Origin of the sequence: Paenibacillus sp. FSL R10-2778 (assembly GCF_038593035.1) — a bacterium.
In the GTDB taxonomy this organism is placed as follows: Bacteria; Bacillota; Bacilli; order Paenibacillales; family Paenibacillaceae; genus Paenibacillus_AQ; species Paenibacillus_AQ odorifer.
The window spans coordinates 2,304,659-2,323,532 of sequence record NZ_CP151956.1; the positions used below are offsets into that span (position 1 = coordinate 2,304,659).

The 18,874-nt window shown below is 43.3% G+C and carries 13 protein-coding genes; 10 read left to right on the forward strand and 3 right to left on the reverse strand.

What is annotated here, in order from left to right; translation table 11 throughout:
• Positions 1 to 205: 205 nt before the first annotated feature.
• Positions 206 to 1,231: a sigma factor-like helix-turn-helix DNA-binding protein gene (locus NST40_RS09990; RefSeq protein WP_342410645.1), complete on the reverse strand. Its 1,026-nt coding sequence runs from the start codon at positions 1,229 to 1,231 to the stop codon at positions 206 to 208.
• Between the two features lie 183 nt (positions 1,232 to 1,414).
• Here NST40_RS09990 and clpP point away from each other — a divergent pair, with 183 nt between their 5' ends.
• Positions 1,415 to 1,996: an ATP-dependent Clp endopeptidase proteolytic subunit ClpP gene (clpP, locus tag NST40_RS09995; RefSeq protein WP_036679301.1), complete on the forward strand. Its 582-nt coding sequence runs from the start codon at positions 1,415 to 1,417 to the stop codon at positions 1,994 to 1,996.
• Positions 1,997 to 2,017: 21 nt separating this feature from the next.
• A complete protein-coding gene (locus NST40_RS10000; protein WP_076125006.1) occupies positions 2,018 to 2,224 on the forward strand; it encodes a hypothetical protein in 207 nt (68 codons plus the stop codon).
• A gap of 48 nt (positions 2,225 to 2,272) precedes the next feature.
• On the opposite strand, the gene NST40_RS10005 is transcribed toward NST40_RS10000, so the two are convergent.
• Complete coding sequence (locus tag NST40_RS10005; protein WP_254848908.1) at positions 2,273 to 3,268, reverse strand: LacI family DNA-binding transcriptional regulator; 996 nt, start codon at positions 3,266 to 3,268, stop codon at positions 2,273 to 2,275.
• Between the two features lie 274 nt (positions 3,269 to 3,542).
• On the opposite strand from NST40_RS10005, the gene NST40_RS10010 reads away from it, so the two are divergent.
• A complete protein-coding gene (locus NST40_RS10010) occupies positions 3,543 to 5,291 on the forward strand; it encodes an alpha-glucosidase (RefSeq protein ID WP_340975531.1) in 1,749 nt (582 codons plus the stop codon).
• A gap of 239 nt (positions 5,292 to 5,530) precedes the next feature.
• Positions 5,531 to 9,133 (forward strand): S-layer homology domain-containing protein, encoded by a 3,603-nt coding sequence (locus NST40_RS10015; RefSeq protein ID WP_342410647.1) that lies wholly within the window; start codon positions 5,531 to 5,533, stop codon positions 9,131 to 9,133.
• Positions 9,134 to 9,202: 69 nt separating this feature from the next.
• Here the strand turns inward: NST40_RS10015 and NST40_RS10020 are convergent, their stop codons facing one another.
• Complete coding sequence (locus tag NST40_RS10020; RefSeq protein ID WP_076276382.1) at positions 9,203 to 11,080, reverse strand: LTA synthase family protein; 1,878 nt, start codon at positions 11,078 to 11,080, stop codon at positions 9,203 to 9,205.
• 304 nt (positions 11,081 to 11,384) lie between these two features.
• Here NST40_RS10020 and NST40_RS10025 point away from each other — a divergent pair, with 304 nt between their 5' ends.
• The 6 genes from NST40_RS10025 to NST40_RS10050 all read left to right on the forward strand — a co-directional run bounded on the left by NST40_RS10025 (position 11,385) and on the right by NST40_RS10050 (position 18,701).
• Positions 11,385 to 12,386: a DUF4830 domain-containing protein gene (locus tag NST40_RS10025; protein WP_342410648.1), complete on the forward strand. Its 1,002-nt coding sequence runs from the start codon at positions 11,385 to 11,387 to the stop codon at positions 12,384 to 12,386.
• Positions 12,387 to 12,429: 43 nt separating this feature from the next.
• Positions 12,430 to 13,923 (forward strand): stalk domain-containing protein, encoded by a 1,494-nt coding sequence (locus tag NST40_RS10030; RefSeq protein ID WP_341001972.1) that lies wholly within the window; start codon positions 12,430 to 12,432, stop codon positions 13,921 to 13,923.
• Between the two features lie 657 nt (positions 13,924 to 14,580).
• Positions 14,581 to 15,780, forward strand: coding sequence for a saccharopine dehydrogenase family protein (locus NST40_RS10035; RefSeq protein ID WP_036679313.1), 1,200 nt, complete (start codon positions 14,581 to 14,583; stop codon positions 15,778 to 15,780).
• A gap of 10 nt (positions 15,781 to 15,790) precedes the next feature.
• Positions 15,791 to 16,927: a carboxynorspermidine decarboxylase gene (nspC, locus tag NST40_RS10040; protein ID WP_076125019.1), complete on the forward strand. Its 1,137-nt coding sequence runs from the start codon at positions 15,791 to 15,793 to the stop codon at positions 16,925 to 16,927.
• Positions 16,928 to 17,427: 500 nt separating this feature from the next.
• On the forward strand, positions 17,428 to 18,051 hold the full coding sequence (locus NST40_RS10045; RefSeq protein WP_076276379.1) for a deoxynucleoside kinase: 624 nt from the start codon (positions 17,428 to 17,430) through the stop codon (positions 18,049 to 18,051).
• Complete coding sequence (locus NST40_RS10050; protein WP_076125023.1) at positions 18,048 to 18,701, forward strand: deoxynucleoside kinase; 654 nt, start codon at positions 18,048 to 18,050, stop codon at positions 18,699 to 18,701. Before NST40_RS10045 ends, NST40_RS10050 begins: the two co-directional genes overlap by 4 nt.
• The last annotated feature ends 173 nt before the right edge of the window (positions 18,702 to 18,874 follow it).

Consider the following 18,874-nt stretch of genomic DNA (forward strand, 5'->3'; position numbering starts at 1 on the left):
ACCAGAATCTATTGCAGAGAGTGCAGCAGATTCAATTTTTGCGGCCAGGACGGCGGATTCTGTTGCACAATATGCAACGTTTGAAGCTAGTTACCACAAACAGCCCAAATGTTAATTACACATTAAGCGCACTAATCACAATCATATCTGTTCGTTTTTAACGTAATGAGACACTTAGCTGCCCGAAATCCAGCTTAACGAAAAACTACGCCACCATACACATTCCTGGCGTGGTATAGTTCCAGCTGTTTGAACTGAATCCACCAGCTTGGAAGGTCTGGAAGCCTTGTAAGCTTTGGCTCGATACCGCCATTACAGGTTCCTGGCTTTCGTCCGCAAATACAAGCTCGATCAGCTCGGCAATTTCCCCATGTTCATACGCGGCTGCAAGGCGGCTCAAGACGATCTGCATGGCTGTGTCCTGTGGTAAGGAAGGACCATCGGCCTGAAGCAGCTCTTGTCTTACGAGAGGGAGGGCTTGCCGGGCTCGGTGCAGAGCGGCTTTTATTGCCCCTTCTGTGGTATCGAGAATCTCGGCAGCTTCCATTGCAGAGTGTCCCAACACATCTCGAAGCAGGAACACCGCCTGCTGCAGCGGAGATAGATACTCCTGTACTGCTTGAAAAGCAGCTTCAATCTCAAATGAACCATACTCCGCAGAGGCCTCAGTGGGGGACTGATCCAGCTCCAACACTCGTGACAAGGTGGCTTTTCGCCGCATGATATCAATCCATGTGTTTCGGGCAATCCGAAAAAGCAATGCCTCAGGATTTGGGTGATTTGTAGAACGGGTATGATGAGTAGAATTTGTAGGAATCGTAGAATGCATTGCAGATTTTGCAGACGGTGCAGTCTTAGATGGCGTTACAGCCTTTGCAGCCGTAGAAACCATATAGTTCATTTGATTAGTTTGATTAGTTTCAAGTTTTTCATTAGCTCCATTAGCTCCATTAGCTTCATTAGCTCCATTAGCCTCATTAGCTTTATCATTTTCAATGGTTTCTTTATTTTGTTTAACTTCACTCATTGGAGTGTTCCCATTATTTGCGCTCGTTGGGTTTGATGGCTTCATATAACCAAGGGCCTTGACCCATGTATCCTGAGCTAAATCATCGGCATCCCACGGGGATTGTGTCAATGCAAGACAATATCGCTTCAGAGCTATCTGCAAAGACCTGGTGTTACTTTCATCCGGCGCATCTCCGGTGCTAAGCTTCTCAAGGATGATCACTCTGCATAACTCCTTTTCCAGTAAGGTGATTTCGATTACTTCTAATAATAAACGAATGAGCAGGAAATTAAGATACGCAATTTTAAAAAATAAAAATTCTCACGCCTAACGTATCCTATCCCCATACTAATCCGTTTACAGGGTAGATTTCAAAACTCTAAAACAGATGGAGGTCGAATACGGATGGCGTACGTTCCTTATGTAGTCGAACAAACGAATCAAGGTGAAAGATCTTACGATATTTATTCGCGGCTGTTGAAGGACCGGATAGTGTTCGTAGGTGCGGAAATTGAGGATCAGCTGGCTAACAGTATTGTTGCCCAGTTATTGTTTTTATCAGCAGAAGATCCGGATAAAGATATACACATGTATATTAATTGTCCAGGTGGCTCTATCACCGCAGGCTTCAGTATTTATGACACGATGCAGCTTATTAAGCCGCCGGTCAATACCATTTGTACAGGAATGGCGGCTTCCTTTGGTTCTTTGTTGTTATTGGCTGGGGCCAAAGGGAAACGTTATGCCCTGCCGAATAGTGAGATTATGATTCACCAGCCGCATGGTGGGGCGCAGGGGCAAGCTAGTGACATTGCGATCAGTGCCAAACGTATTTTGAAGGCAAGGGAAGTGCTTGTGCAAATTACAGCGGACCGAACTGGGCAGACGGTAGAGAAGGTACTGCAAGATATGGATCGAGATTATTTCATGTCAGCCGATGAGGCGGTTGAATACGGAATTATCGATAAGGTCATCACAAATCTCTAAGACGAAGGAGTGAAGAAGGCTATGCTGGAGGTTTTGCAGGGAAAAGAGGTAACAATCTATTTTGTGGATGGCTCCAACGCTACAAAAGGAGTGCTGGAAACGGTAAGTGAAAAGTTCGTCAAATACCGGACGGATTTTGAAGAGTTTTATATTCCAATCAGCTCGATCTGTTCTATCTCTCTAGATACCAAAACGCGTGAACGAGCCAAAGTAGGGTTCACACAATAACATCAACAACAACATCTGTATAAAAAAGGGTTAGGAGCTCCACAGCTCCTAACCCGTACTTTCCCGAATAGCCAAATAATGAGCCACATTTGCATGATGCGGCACAACGGTCTCCCCTTTAATCAGCTTGATTAAAGTTCGGGTGGCGGTCATCCCAATCTCCGTTCCTGAGTATTCAACCGAGGAAAGCTTAGGTCGAACGATAGAGGCAATGAAGCTGTTATCAAATCCGAACACGGCAACATCAGCTGGCACCCGTAGACCGTTATCGGTTAAATGATTCATGGCTCCAACTGCCATCCAATCTGTAGAGCAAAACACCGCAGTAGGTAACTCCCCGCTATCCATAATTCGGCGCATGGCGTCGCTCCCATCTTCGACGGCCATCGCACTTTCTACTACCCATTCTTTCCTTAAGGTTATGCCTGCATCCATAAGGGCTTGTAGATAGCCTTTATACCGATCCCCGCCCACTGCATTATCTCCCGAGCCACGAATCATAGCGATTTTGCGATGACCTTTTTGAATCAGATAAGTAACAGCTTCATAAGAGGCAGTTATATTGTCCAGATGAACGGAAGGAATCGTATCCACCTGCGATTGTTGCCCGACAAGCACGCAAGGTGTATTTGAGCTGCGGATGATCTCCAAATGTTCATGGTTTGGAATAGAACCCACAAATATATTTCCTTCTGTCCCCATCCGCTGGAACATCTTCAAATAATGTTGTTCACTTTCTGCACTGCCGTCCGTTAATCCGACCATAATGTCGTATCCATACAAATCCGCGAGATCGCGAATGCCAACATTGAAGTCATCCAGTACAGTGTTGCTATTCTGCGGAATGATCACACCGATCAGCTGTGTATTAGCTCTGTCCGTTTCAAGGCCGATGACATTCGAACGGTAGTTGGTTTGTTTAATAGCTTCCAGTACTCGTTTGCGGACATCATCGTTAACTGGTTTGCTGTTATTGATTACCCTGGACACCGTAGAGATCGAAACGTTCGCCAATTGGGCTATATCTTTTATCTTTACCTTCAAGAAGATCACCATAACTTTCCATATGATTCACTTGGTGTTTCAACTCTCGCAAGCATATCACGGATAGCTTCAAGAATCCAAAAGATTGTTGTTGACCTAGGAAATAAAAGGTCCTATAATGATCGCTGTAGGAAAATTATTTCCTTGAAAAAAGCTTGTTTTGCACGATAAAGTTGAATTTTTGCTAAAAAAAATAACTGAATTATTAATTCTAATGAATTTCGGGAAAATATTTTCCTGTGAAGGGTATATGAATACGAAGGAGCTGCATGCATTGAACAGAACATGGTGGAAAGAAGCCACAGCGTATCAAATTTACCCACGGAGCTTTATGGACAGTAATGGTGATGGTGTAGGCGATCTGCAAGGAGTCATTTCTAAACTTGATTATTTGCAGGAGCTTGGCATCAATGTCATTTGGATCTGTCCTATTTATAAATCCCCAAATGATGATAATGGTTATGATATTTCGGATTATCAGGATATTATGGCGGAGTTCGGCAGCATGGCCGACTTTGATCAGCTGCTGCACGAGGTTCATGCACGAGGCATGAAGCTGATTCTGGATCTAGTGATTAATCATACTTCGGACGAACATCCATGGTTTGTTGAAGCACGTTCAAGCAAGGATAATCCGAAGCGGGATTATTATATTTGGAGTGATCCTAAGGACGGGAAGGAGCCGAATAACTGGGAGAGTATTTTCAGCGGTTCAATTTGGGAGCTTGATCCCGCCACAGAGCAATATTTTATGCATGTATTTTCCAAAAGACAGCCAGACCTCAACTGGGAGAATCCAGAGGTGCGCCGTGAATTGTATAGCATGGTCAACTGGTGGCTGGACAAAGGAATCGACGGCTTCCGGGTGGATGCCATTTCACATATTAAAAAAATCACCGGACATCCCGATCTGCCGAATCCACAGAATCTTCCGTATGTTCCGTCTGGCGATGGGCACATGAACCGTGAAGGGATTCACGATTTCTTGCAGGAGCTCAAGCAGGAGACGTTTGACCGATATGACATCATGACGGTTGGCGAAGCGAGTGGTGTAAATGTTGATCAGGCGGAGTCATGGGTGGGTGAAGAGCAAGGCAAATTTAATATGATTTTTCAATTCGAGCATTTAGCTCTTTGGAATAAGAGTGTGACAGGTGGATTGGATGTTCTGCAGCTAAAATCAGCGCTCTCCCGTTGGCAAAAAGGTCTTGAGGGCAGAGGCTGGAACGCATTGTTCATCGAAAATCACGACCAGCCGCGTTCAGTTTCTACTTGGGGAAATGATGGCCAGTATTGGAAAGAGTCAGCTAAATCGTTGGCTACGATGTATTTCCTGATGCAGGGAACACCATTTATTTATCAAGGTCAAGAAATTGGGATGACCAATGTAAGATTTGAATCAATGGATGATTACGATGATGTGGCGATGAAGAACTTGTATCGTTTGGAGACTGAAGCCGGTAAATCACATGAGGAAGTCATGGAGGTAATCTGGAAGAACGGTCGGGACAACTCTAGAACACCAATGCAATGGAGCGACTCTGAAAACGCTGGTTTCAGCAGTGGCAAACCATGGATGAAGGTGAATCCGAATTATACGGAAATCAATGTGGAGCGGGCGAAGCAGGACCCTTATTCCATCTATCATCATTACAAAAGGCTTATCGCTCTTCGGGCTGCTAATCCCGTTACTGTTTACGGGACTTATGATCTCATTTTGCCTGAAGATGAACGTATTTATGCTTATACGCGGACGCTTGGAAATGAAAAACTGCTGGTCATGTCTAACCTGACAGCAGAGGAAGCGCTGTTTGACCTTCCATTTGATTTGGAGTTTGATACTAGTGAATTGCTCTTGCATAACTATGAGGTTGATCCTGCGGAGCCGATTGAGACTGTCGCATTACGGCCTTACGAGTCCCGTGTGTATATGCTGGTTAACGCACCTGTAGAGCAAGAGGGTAGCAGTGAACTTGTACCTGCACAAGAGTTAAGTGAAGCTTCTTTTCCAGAAACCGTTTAATATATTCATTGTAATTCAAAGCGTCCGGTTATCCGGGCGCTTTTTTTGTTGCGGTAGTGTAGGGCTCTTGCACAAAATGAATGCGCTTACTTAGGCGAGTCGTATAAAAATATTATTTTTTCTATTATTTTTGTTCCCAAAATTAATAGAATACTATATTATGTTATGAATACAGATTCATATAAGTGTATATTCATTCAATTTGGGGTGAAAGTAGACAAAATTATAGGAGGTAAAAAATGTCCAAGAGAATACTATCTTTATTACTAGCTTTTACACTTATGATGTCGGGTCTGCTTCCAGCTGCATATGCAGGTGAAGTTGCAACCGAAATTAACCCGCAGGCAGTTGTTGCTCCGGTTTCTACGGAGAACACAGCTGATCCAGCGGTGCTTTCTTCAGAACAAACTACGGTAGCGACTGCTGTCTATGAACAAATAGCGGCGACAGTTTCCACAGAAGTATACAAAGCTTCTATGACGGAAGCTAGAACATTAGAATTGACTTTAGATCTTCCTGATGGGGCATCGCCTCAAGATATCATCTGGAATTTTGGCAGAACGGCGGAAGAGATGAAGCCGCTGGCAGAGTGGAAGAAATGGAATAAAGATGCGAAAGATTATTCAGGTAATCCTTTCGTAACAGTGACCTATGAGCCGATCTCAGGTTCAAAAGTAAAGGCTTTAATTCATTTTGATTTGCTGTACGGAGAGAATCTCTCACTAACGGGTATACGTGCAGAGTACGTCAAACGAGTGGGAATTTATAATCTAATCGGGACATTACCTGCTGGAGATGTGCTGGTAGAGCAGCAAGTCAAACTAAATCCATATGAAACCTATCATACATATGATGAGATTAAACCGGCGATCGATAGGATTACTGCTGACAGCAATAATAAATATGATCGATATGTAGAGTATCAGCAAATTGGGACCTCAACTCAAGGTCGTGCCATTCATTTCTCTATTGTTGCTAAGGATAAGTCCTCAGTAGATCAATATTTGAACGAGACCTTACCGCTTATGATGAATGATCCTGAAGCCCTGCAAAAGAAAATTAACGACGGGGAACTGCAGGATTATAAGGTACCTATCTGGTTGAATAACATTCATGCCGATGAAGCCAATGGTGTCGATGTAATCATTAAGTTTTTGGATACGCTGATGACACAGCAAATTGTCACTTATGATACCACTGATGAGAATGGAAATCCGAAAAAGGTAGTTCTGAACATCGACGAAGCGCTTGACCATGTGATTTTCCTGCTTGATTATGTAGAGAATCCTGACGGTCGCGCGTTAAACACGCGTCAAACTTCAACACTGCTTGATCCAAATCGGGACAACTCTTACCAGACCCAGCCTGAGACACAAGCGGTAACTGCACAAATTGCTAAGTGGACGCCGCTTACCTTTTTGGACATGCATGGATTTGTAAGTGGCTTCTTGATTGAGCCTTGCACACCACCTCATGATCCTAACATTGAATATGATCTTGTAATGCCAAGTATGCTTGTGCAAGCAAATGCCATGGGGAAGGCGGGAATTGCTAATACTAAATATGATTCCTACCATATCCCTTATGAAGAATACGAAAAAACACAACAGGATCCGAACTATAAAGGAACGAATGCAACAGGTTGGGATGATGCTTCACCAGCCTACACAGCTGTATATGCCATGCATCAAGGAGCACTTGGGCATACGATTGAAGTGCCTGAATTGAATGAAGATTCACTGGATGCCTTTTATTATGCGGCTTTGGGGGCAACCGATTATGTGATCAACAACAAGCAGGAACTGTTCCTGAATCAATTGGAAATCTTCAAACGGGGTATCCAAAATGAGAATACTAATGCTGCTGTTAAAGATTATCTAATCAATGCACAGAATGAGTCCATTGGACGTCCAGGGGTAGATGAGAATACGAATTTCTTCCCTGAGTATTACATTCTTCCGGTTGCAAAAGATTTGCAAAAAAATGATCTGGAAACCTACAAAATGGTTCAGTACCTACTGCGTAACAATGTGAAAGTAGAACGGACAACAGCCAGTGTAACTGTAGATTCTGTAGTCTATCCGGCTGGAACCTATGTGGTGAATATGCATCAAGCCAAAAGAGGTTATGCGAATCTTGTCTTGTATGATGGACTAGATGTCTCGGATTTTAATGAGATGTATTCAGATACGGTACAGAATTTCTCGGCTATGCGTGGTTTTGACCGATATATTAGCCGTTCTGTTGGAGCATTCACTGGGAAAACAGAACAGGTTAGCAGTGTAACGATCCCTAGTACGAATCTGGATCAATCTCCGTTCGAGCAAAATTATGTGATTAAAAACAGCAACAATGATGCGATAAAAGCTGTGAATGAGCTGCTAGCCAACCATAAGGCAGTGACACTGCTGGAGAATGGGGGGACGGGTTACGAGAAGGGAAGTTTCCTTGTTTCCAGATCCAACCTTAGAACGGTATCGTCTAAATATCTGCTGGATATTGTGCCGTTTAGTGCTTCAGAGAACAGAACGGGTAAATTGCTTAAGGCTCCTAAGGTAGCTATTGCAGGAGCGACTGCATTTATGCTGAAGGATCTTGGATTTAACGTAACTACGGATACAGTGGCAGCAGATGTTCTAATCAATTCGGGAACGAATCTGATTGCTACAGGTAAACCATTTATCGGTTATGGAAGAACGATGCTGAAAACTGTTAAAGGGCTTAAGGTCCTCCCTGGGCTGGACTATTCAACTCCGGTCAATAAGGATGGCAAAGAAGATGCTCATGAGGGATTGTTTAAGGCTGAGGTCTCTCAGGACAATGTAATTACAGCGCCTTATGCCGATAGCGAATACCTCTACACGGTTTCCGCGGCTTATATTACAAAAGTGCCTGAAGGCGCAGAGATCTTGGCGAAATACGGATCAGGCGCTGACTTTTTCAAAGCAGGCTGGTGGCCGAATAACGAGGCTGCACAAGACCAAGTATTGGCGCTTACTTACAATACAGACAACATTCATGTGACGTTATTTGCGAATGATCTGATGAATAAATATCATCCGCAAAATCAATTCAGATTGCTTGCCAATTCAATCTATGCTGCTGCTCCAGCGGCGACCGAAGAGGATGGTATGGATAACGGGGTGAATGAACAAGAGCCAACAATACCTTCGACACCGTGGCAGCCATCTGTAACATCAACACCTGCACCGACCGTGCAGCCGTCTGCAACACCAACGCCAGCTCCAACTCCAACTGTGCAGCCGTCTGCGACACCAGCCCCAATAGGTTCTAACTTCACGGATCTAGGTAAGGTGGCGTGGGCAGCATCGGCGATTAAAGAGCTGGCGGCAAAAGGGATTCTGCAAGGGGTGAGCGATAATACCTTTGCTCCGCTTAAAGAGGTGACGCGTGCCGAGTTTATTACCATGATCGTGCGAGCTTTTGATCTGCTTGATGTGAAATCATCCGCTGCCTTCAGTGACGTGAAAGCTTCTGACTGGTCTTACGGATACATTGCATCCGGGGTCAAGAACGGATTGATTAACGGTGTAGGCAATGGAAAGTTTGATCCTAACCGTGCGATTACACGCGAGGAAATGGCAATCATTGTATCCAATACACTTAAGAAATTTAAAGGCAAGTCGGTAAGTGATACAAATGCCGCTTTGGCTAACTTTAAAGATCAGGCAACAATCGCTGCTTACGGTAAAGAAGCGGTGGCATTACTAACTCAGGAAGGTATTGTGCAAGGTCTGACTGCGGAGACCTTCGGTCCTAAAAACATTGCCAACCGTGCTCAAGCAGCAGTGATTATCGATAGGATGTTGAAGCTTAATTAAGTTTTAGATTCTTATAAAAAAAACAAAAATGCCCCTCAGCTATTTGGCTGAGGGGCATTCTTTTTATAGTTACTTTGCATCATCCGTAGAGGGTAAATCCGGCAGTTGTTGAATGTAGCTGTTTGACATATTTAGAAGCCGCTGAACGGCGTCAAATTGTTCTTTTGTCGAACCGCCCTCTGTTTCAGAGCCATCGATTAGATTAAAGTTGTCTCCATCGTCGTAATCGACACCAGTTAAATACATGCTTGTGTCATTAATGAAAGAGCCGGTAGGCAAAAAGTGTCTGACAGGCAGCATGTTGGTCTGTTGGTTCATCAGGTCTTCTCCGAAATGGAGCTGGTCTTTCATTGAAATCCCTAACAGGTTAGCTACAGTTGGCATAATGTCGATTTGGCCGCCAGTTTGGCTGTACACGGCAGGTTCACCTACACCAGGGGCATGAACGATGAAAGGAACATTGAACATATCGGTATAACCATATTCGTGGCCGACCATTTCTTCCATTAACGATTTCTCGTTGCCATCAAGGGAGTATAGCGATACACCCTGATGGTCACCGTAAAAGACAATGACGCTATCATCCCATAGACCACTGGACTTTAATTGATCCAGGAATTGTCCCATTGCATAATCTGCGTAATTTTGAGCTAGAATATAGTTGCCAACTAGGGTGCCTTCATACCGTTTAGGCAGTGTCATTTTATTTTTCAACTCTGGCATTTTATAAGGGTGATGAGCACTCATAGAAATGACCATCGCGTAAAAAGGATCATCTTTAGCATCCATTTTGACTAATTCAGGAACAGTCTTGGCATAGAGTACCTCATCTGAAGCACCGAATGCGATATGATCATCATCCCCATAGAACGCTTGATCATAATACTTATCAAAGTCTAGAACTTTGTATAGGGTTTTGCGGTTCCAGAATTCTACGCTATTGGTGTGAAAGGTTGCTGTGTTATATCCATTAGCTTTCATCAACTTAGGCAGGCTCGGAAGCGCCTTATCCATATAATTGGATGAAGTGGCTACCTCGTGGTGGGGAACGTACAACGAAGTATTCACTACAAATTCAGCATCCGAAGTTGTTCCTTGCCCGGCATTAGTATAGAAGTTATTGAAATAATGTTCGCTTTTCAAAAGCTTATTTAGATTGGGTGTTACTTCCTGCCCGTCAATGCTCAGGCCCAGCAAAAAGTTCTGAAAAGATTCCATTTGTACCACGATTAGATTTTTACCTTGAGCTGCCGCCCAGTACTTCGGTGAGACAGGCTCTGTAATCCCTTTGGTCTCGTTAATGGATGGTTGCGTGATTTCTTTGCTGTCGATTATTTCTTCTGTTTCCCTTGTATCGGCAAAAATAGTATAGACCTCGTAATTTAGAATCCCCATACTCTCCGCTTTTTTGTTCTCGTTCATACTGGCATGATTTGGCCAAATATTAAAGACACAGACCGCCAAAGAAACACTGATGATTCCAAACAAAGCGGTCCGGTTCATGCGGCGGTTCATACCTCTTTCTTTCCAGATCGCAATATATTTCGGACGGAACATAAAAAACATGAAAACTACAATATCCACAAAAATGAACAAGTAGTAAGGGTCCAGCAATGAGTATGTGCTTTCTCCCACCTTAGTTACTTTATCTGCTTGTTCCAAGGCATGATAAGTAGCAATTACACCGTAATATTTGTAATACATTAGCACGGCAAAATATATGACTGAAATCAATAGGTTGGCTATCATGTAATACAGAAACTTTCGTTTGGAAGCCATCCATTCTATGAGTCCAAATACGATAAAGAAAAATGGGATCTCTGTCAGCAGCATGCTCCAGTTAGGACCGTCGCTAAAAACTACGAACCAGGCCACTGCGCATTTTAGCAGCAGGACGAAGCTAAAGACTAGGAAGGGTTTGTTTTTTATATCAAAATCTTTTTTCACTCGTTATCATCCTCTCTGATGCAATTACACCAAGGTCCTGCATATACCTGTATTTCATGGAAATCCGTTGCAATATGCCGAAGCTTATTATGCTCTCGAAGTTAACAAGTGTCAAAAGGTGGACGAGAGCCCTAGAGCGAAGCAACAGGCGATTTATGCCGCATAAGCAGGTAAAATCAACGCCAATCCCAAACTACAGGGTCCTATGCGTATAAAATGATTTTAATAATTTCCAGTATCCCGCAACTTTGTATAATATTCCTCAGTCTAAATATAGAGGAGTGATTAGAGAGGCGGGAATCAGATGACTAAGCGGCAGTTTGTAACGATGGTAACGATTTGTTTTTTTGTACTCTTAAACTCTGGATGTAATCAAGGGGAGAACTCCATAGTTGTGGAACCTGCTGCCTCTATAGCTTCAACGTCTGTACCACAGGTAACGCCAACATCTGCTCAAGTAACTATGATTTCCGAAGACTTTTTGCAAACACTGGATTATAAAGTTCAGAGCCATCCGGAGGCATTTGCAGTTGAGGTACCGCAGAACTGGGAGGTTAAGCTGGGGGAGTATCCAGTGGGACTTTACTGGCAATTAGCGAATGAGTTCTCTAAAGATGCAGGATTGGATTTGACACTGCTGAAGGGGACCACGGTAGAGGTGCAGCGGTATTCCTTAGTCGATGGTTTACCTGGTTCTGGCGAACAAAAAGAATTTTCTTATCCCTCCAACCTCGTTTTGCTTGTACAATCAGGGAATACCGTTGGTGCGTGGCTGGAATTTAATATTCAAAGTATCGGCCCGTCGATTAAGAAGCGTAGCTTGACCGACATTACAGGACTTACATTTGAGGAGTGGACGGAGAGAGAAGGTTTGTTTGCTGAGGAAGGTGAGAATGGTGACTTAGCCTCATTAGGCCATTTCGAACTTCTGGATGCTTTCTTTCAGGCTATTCAGGATGGTAATCATACCCGTGCCCGCGCATGTTTGAATCCTAATGCCTTACTCACTGCATTGACGGTTAACCGTCAAACGCATCAACTCTATAACCCGGATTTTGGTGGTGAAAATGCTCTCAGTGAAAGTATTGTTGAGACTAAACCTACCTCTTATAAAGTGATGGATTATGATACTGGCTTAGAAATTAAAGACATCGGTGATCGCACAACGTTAAATATTGTGGTCGATCTGTATATGAAATCACTAAATCCCGTCTTCAATACCCCAGATGGCCGGGAGACTCGCTTCGCAGTGTTGACCAAACACGCTAACGGCTGGAAGATTGGAGGTTTTGGAACGGGACCGTGAGTTGTTGCGTTATCTTTATTTTTAATAAAAGGAGTGATCTCAAGTGTTTAAACAAAGCTTGATGTCAAAAGTGCAGGTAAGTCGGATTTGTAGAGTTGTTGTCGGGACTGTTCTTTGCCTGACTATAGTCTCACCCTTAGTGGCAGCAGCAGATAATGTTGTGAATTCACCTGAAGAAAAGAAATTATTGTCTGGCATCACCCAACTGGACGCTGGTGACAGAAGTGCGTATGCCGTCACTGCGGATGGAACAGCCTGGGCGTGGGGTGGTGGGTACGGCTCTATTGGTAATGGGGCGACCACACCAGCGTATACTCCCGTCAAAATGCATATCGATCATGTAAAGCAAATCTCAGGTGGTTATCGCCATAACTTGATGTTGAAGGACGATGGTACAGTGTGGGCGGTAGGGGGGAACGAGCATGGACAACTTGGCATTGGAACACAGTCTTCTAAGATTCTTGTAGAGCCTGTTCAAGTGCAAGGGCTAACAGATGTGAAAGCTGTTTCTGCGGGGGGCACCTTTAGCTTAGCTCTTCTTAAAGATGGAACGGTCTGGGCGTGGGGAGGCAATGAACAAGGAGAACTCGGTGACGATTCGCGGAAAAACAAGCTAACCCCGGTGCAGGTGAAGGGACTACCCACCGTCCTGTCTATAGCAGCGGGATCGAATAATTCAGTGGCTCTTGGTAACGGCGGAGAGGTATGGGTGTGGGGATCACAGCAACCACTGGGAACTCAGAAGGGCGTAATCTTAAAGCCTACGCTTATTAAAGGAAGCGGAGAATATAGAGCGGTTGATATGGATGGAGCCTATGGACTTTATGGGGCGGCATTGAGATGGGATGGTACAGTATGGATTTGGAATAATTACATAGATCCATATCTGGGAGAAGCTCTAAAGCCTGTTCAGGTTCCAGGACTTACAGACGTCATTTCGCTGACAACAGATTCCGCAGTGAAGGCGGATGGGACCGTGTGGCAGTGGACGGTTGGCGATAAGAACAAGATTAATGTTACACAGTCTAAAGGCATCCAGAATGCAGTTTCCATTACTAAAGGGAGCAGAAATCATTATGTACTCTTAAAAGATGGTCATGTCCTTGCCTGGGGGGCAAATGAATTTGGACAGACGGGTCTGGGGGTCAGAGAGATCGAGGTGAGTACGCCTCAGCTGGTGAAGAAATCTATTCAAGTGTTGTTGAATGGGAATGAAATGGAACTGACTATGCCGCCGTTACTAATCAATAATTCGACATATGTTCCTTTAAGAGGAGTCTTCGAGCAGATGGGAGTTAATGTTCGTTGGGATGTTCCATCGAGAGCTGTGGTTGCTGTGAAGGGATCTACAACGCTGATCTTGAATTCGGTAACTGGACAAACGACTGTTAATGGAAAGATTATCGCAACAGATCAAAAACCGGTCTTCATTAATGATAGCGTTTATGTACCCCTCAGATTGATAAGTGAAATGTTGGGGGCGCAGGTAGAATGGGATGCAGATGCTTATGCCGTTCGAATAAATTCCAATAAATAAGTTGACTAAATATTAGAAGCTTTAGGCTGAACTCTCCTTCAGGGGAGCTCAGCTTTTTTGCGTGGAAGGCAGAAGATTTAGGGGGATATGCAATGACCGTAAACAAAGCGTACGCGATTTTGAAGAATGTGTGCGGGAATCTTTTCGAGGATTCTTTATACGGATGATGATGAATATTGGAAAAATGGGACAACTTATAATTATCCCAATGATCGTTCAATTATGGGCGCGAAACGGATGGGCATAGCAACAACGATTAATATTGGGACAAAAAAGGGTAAGAGTATATTACGGCCTCTTTGTATTTGCTGCAGTGCTGTTGATTGGAATGTGTGGAAACCGAACTTCTTTAGGCGGAGTTGAAAGGGTGGTGAGATTTTTCATTGATTTTAAAATAAATCGTATGAAGTATAACCCTCTTGTGATAGAATAATCTAGTTGCCCTAGTTTTTGAAAATCCACTCTGTTCCAGCAAAACACCTGACCTATAAACGTGGATAATCGAGGAAATATGAGCATTTAAGAGTATTAACAAGATTTCTTAGAGATTTTACACAAAACACATCATTTTTTGTCGATTTTTATTGATTTATTCAAAAATATTATGTATAATCAGCCTTGTTGATTTTGCAAATGGAATTTTAGGAGGTTTTTATTTTGGGAAAAGCGTTAATTATTGGCGCTGGCGGCGTAGCAAGTGTTGTTGTTCATAAATGCTGCCAGAACCCGGATGTATTTGAAGAGATCTGCATTGCTAGCAGAACTGTCGCGAAATGTGACGCTCTGAAAGATAAATTAGCCGGAGGCCGCACGAAGATTTCTACTGCTCAGCTCGATGCAGATAACACGGACGAAGTCATTGAACTGATCAAGAGCTTTGAGCCGGATGTCGTTATTAATGTCGCTCTCCCATATCAGGACCTGACGATCATGGATGCGTGCCTGGCAACAGGAGTGCACTATGTGGATACTGCCAATTATGAACCACAAGATACAGCGAAATTCGAATATTCCTGGCAGTGGGCTTACAAAGAAAGATTTGAGAAAGCTGGCCTTACCGCTTTGCTCGGCAGTGGATTTGACCCAGGAGTAACTGGCGTATTCACGGCTTACGCGCAAAAGCACTATTTTGATGAGATCCATACCATTGATATTGTAGACGCCAACGCTGGCGATCATGGATATCCATTCGCTACAAACTTTAATCCTGAAATCAATATTCGTGAAATTACAGCTAATGGCCGTTATTTCGAGAATGGCGAGTGGATTGAAACTGCACCACTTTCTGAGAAGAAAGTTTATGATCTTCCGGAAATTGGACCTAAAGATATTTATCTTTTGTACCATGAAGAGCTGGAATCCTTGGCTGTTAACATCAAGGGCGTGAAGAAGATCCGTTTCTGGATGACTTTCTCGCAGAACTACCTGACTCACTTGAAAGTGCTTGAAAATGTGGGTATGACTTCTATCGAGCCTATCATGTACGAAGGTAAAGAGATCGTTCCTTTGCAATTCTTGAAGGCAATGCTGCCTGACCCAGCTTCCCTGGGACCAAGAACAAAAGGTAAAACTAACATTGGATGTATCATCCAAGGTACTAAAGACGGTAAGCCAAAAACTTATTATGTATACAACGTTTGCGATCATGAAGAATGTTATGCAGAGGTTGGCTCCCAAGCCATTTCCTATACTACAGGCGTTCCTGCAATGATCGGAGCAATGTTAATTATAAAAGGAATCTGGAAGAAACCAGGCGTGTACAACGTAGAAGAGTTCGATCCAGATCCATTCATGGAAGCTTTGAATAAACATGGTCTGCCTTGGCAAGAAGATTTCTCGCCAACGCTGCTAGACTAAGGCGCGATTGATGGATATTGATATCAGCGTTGTCCCGTCACCATGTTACCTTGTAGATGAAAGATTGCTTACCCGCAATCTTGAGATTATGAATTCTGTACAAGAACGTACAGGAGCTAAGATTTTGCTCGCGCAAAAAGGCTTTTCTATGCACTCCTTGTATCCGCTAGTTGGCAAGTACTTGCATGGCGTAACTTCCAGCTCCTTATTCGAAGCCAGACTTGGCTATGAAAAAATGGGCAAAGAGGTTCATGTCTACGCACCAGCTTATGTGGACAGTGAATTCGATGAGCTTCTTGAATACTCCGATCACATTGTGTTCAATTCTTTTGACCAGTGGAATCGATTCAAGGATCGTGTGAAAAATGCACCGAAGCACATCAGCTGCGGCATTCGAGTGAATCCGGAGTATTCCGAGATCGAAGTTCCGCTGTATGATCCATGCTACAATTATTCCAGAATGGGAGTAACTCTCCCTAACTTTAGACCTGAAGAGCTTGAGGGGATTGATGGATTACACTTCCATACCATGTGCGAACAAAATTCTGACACACTGGAGCGTACGCTCAAGGTAGTCGAAGAGAAGTTCGGACCTTATCTCAAAGGGATGAAATGGCTTAATTTTGGTGGCGGTCATCATATTACACGTCCCGATTATGATCTGGAGACCCTTGTCCGCTGCATTTTGCATATGAAAGAGACTTACGGTGTGGAAATCTATCTGGAGCCAGGTGAGGCCGTTGCGCTTAATACTGGATATTTGGTAGCTACCGTTCTGGATGTTATGCATAACGGAATGGACATTGCGATTCTCGATACTTCGGCTGAATGCCACATGCCAGATGTACTGGCTATGCCATACCGTCCGAACATTATCGATGCTGGACAACCTGGGGAATATCCTTATACGTACAGATTAGGTGGAATGACTTGCCTAGCCGGAGATGTGATTGGAGATTATTCCTTCAAGGAGCCTTTGAAATACGGCGATAGACTCGTATTCCTAGATATGGCGCATTATTCTATGGTGAAGAACCATATGTTTAACGGCGTGAATCTGCCAGCTATCGTCAGCTACAATGACGAAGAAGGAATTAAAGTAATCAAACAGTTTGCTTTCGAAGATTTCAGCGGACGTTTATCTTAATAGAATGATCTAAAAAGGTGTCCCTTCAGGGACACCTTTTTTGCTATGGTTCCAGTCCTTTGAATGCGCGATTACATCTAGGAAAAGAGAAGTGATGCTAAGGACCGTATAGCAGCTATTGGTATTTATTAGCTTATTTAGCTAAGGTTATGGACAGGATAGCTCTTATTGGCCGGATAGTGACTATTATTAGTGCGCATTTGGTAGAATTGCTGCAACTGAGTCCGATTGTATGCTGATACAGCCGATTTTTCGGAAATAGAGTCTCCTCGGTCCGATTCATGTTCGTGGGGATGGGGGGGAAGATAGATATCGAACCGTTTTTTCATAGGGATTCTTCTCTTGTTATTGGGTTTATCTTACAGTTGGATACTTGTATTACTGGAAAAGTTTCTTCATAATTAGCCGCTCACAAGTAAGGTCTCATGTGATACAATAATTTAGTCTGTTTTTAAAAATAGTTATTGAAGGGTCCGTATCTGAGGAGGAAGTCAGCATCAATGAAACATGCACCGTTTATTGCAGTGGAAGGCCCGATCGGGGCTGGAAAAACAACATTAGCTTCGATGCTTGCAGAGGAATTAAACTTACCGATTATTAAGGAGATTGTTGATGAAAATCCGTTTCTGGCTAAATTTTATCAGAACATGGATGACTGGAGCTTTCAACTGGAGATGTTTTTTCTCTGTAATCGGTACAAGCAGCTTGAAGATACAGTAACTCAATACATAGATAAAGGTAAACCGGTGATCTCGGATTATCATATTTATAAGAACCTTATCTTTGGGGAACGAACGCTGAAGGGAACGAAACGAGAAAAGTATCGAGAAATCTATCATGTGCTGACGGATGACCTGCCGAAGCCAAATATTATTCTCTATATAAAAGCGGATCTCGATACCTTGTTAAAAAGAATTGCCAAACGCGGACGCCCTTTTGAAGGGGATATGGATACTGCGTATTTGCAGCAATTGATAGAAGATTATGATGATGCGATGGCCTCTCTAGCGATTCAAGAGCCGTCTACCGTTATTATTACCATAGATGGAAATGCAGTCGATTTCGTGGAGAACCCAGAACACTTCGTCGAAATTGCCTCTCACCTAAAGGAGCTAATGAAATGAATCCATATAACATCCCAGATAACGCCATAATTACCGTGGCAGGAACCGTGGGGGTGGGGAAATCCACTTTAACAGGTGCTTTGGCTAAAAGGTTGAATTTTCAAACCTCGCTGGAGCAAGTTGATCATAATCCTTATCTTGAAAAATTCTATCATGATTTTGAGAGATGGAGTTTTCATCTACAGATTTATTTCCTAGCCGAACGTTTTAAAGAACAGAAGAAAATGTTCGAAATGGGCGGTGGTTTTGTTCAAGATCGCTCGATTTATGAGGACACTGGTATTTTTGCTAAAATGCATGCGGATCAAGGCACGATGTCTAAGACAGACTATGAAACCTATACAAGCTTGTATGAAGCTATGGTTATGACACCCTATTTCCCGCACCCTGATGTACTGATTTATATTGAAGGCAGTCTTCCTTCTATTTTAGCGCGAATTAATGAACGTGGCCGTGAAATGGAAATTCAAACGGACGTGTCCTACTGGGAGCATATGCATGGCAGATATTCGAAATGGATCAATGAGTTTACAGCTTGCCCAGTGCTCCGACTGAACATTGATGATTATGACGTGAATGATTCGGCATCAATGGCGGATATTCTTACGAAGGTAGGCAACACCATTCGTAAGCCTGTTGATACAATATAATAGTTGATGATTAGCAGCTCCCGTGGTTTGGGGGTTGTTTTTTTATATGCTCATAAAAAAAGACCCAAATCTATGATTTGGGCTAATAGGGAAGTGTCAGTTGTCCTAATCATAAAATACGAAAAGTAAATTAAAATGGTGTGGACATTGTAATGTGCTTAAGGGCCACCTCC

Excerpts from the sequence above, each read along its gene's own strand:
- NST40_RS10050 (WP_076125023.1), top strand. The coding sequence starts at position 18,048 with ATGAATCCATATAACATCCCAGATAACGCCATAATTACCGTGGCAGGA.
- nspC (WP_076125019.1), top strand. The coding sequence starts at position 15,791 with ATGGATATTGATATCAGCGTTGTCCCGTCACCATGTTACCTTGTAGAT.
- NST40_RS10015 (WP_342410647.1), top strand. The coding sequence starts at position 5,531 with ATGTCCAAGAGAATACTATCTTTATTACTAGCTTTTACACTTATGATG.
- NST40_RS10045 (WP_076276379.1), top strand. The coding sequence starts at position 17,428 with ATGAAACATGCACCGTTTATTGCAGTGGAAGGCCCGATCGGGGCTGGA.
- NST40_RS10000 (WP_076125006.1), top strand. The coding sequence starts at position 2,018 with ATGCTGGAGGTTTTGCAGGGAAAAGAGGTAACAATCTATTTTGTGGAT.
- clpP (WP_036679301.1), top strand. The coding sequence starts at position 1,415 with ATGGCGTACGTTCCTTATGTAGTCGAACAAACGAATCAAGGTGAAAGA.
- NST40_RS10025 (WP_342410648.1), top strand. The coding sequence starts at position 11,385 with ATGACTAAGCGGCAGTTTGTAACGATGGTAACGATTTGTTTTTTTGTA.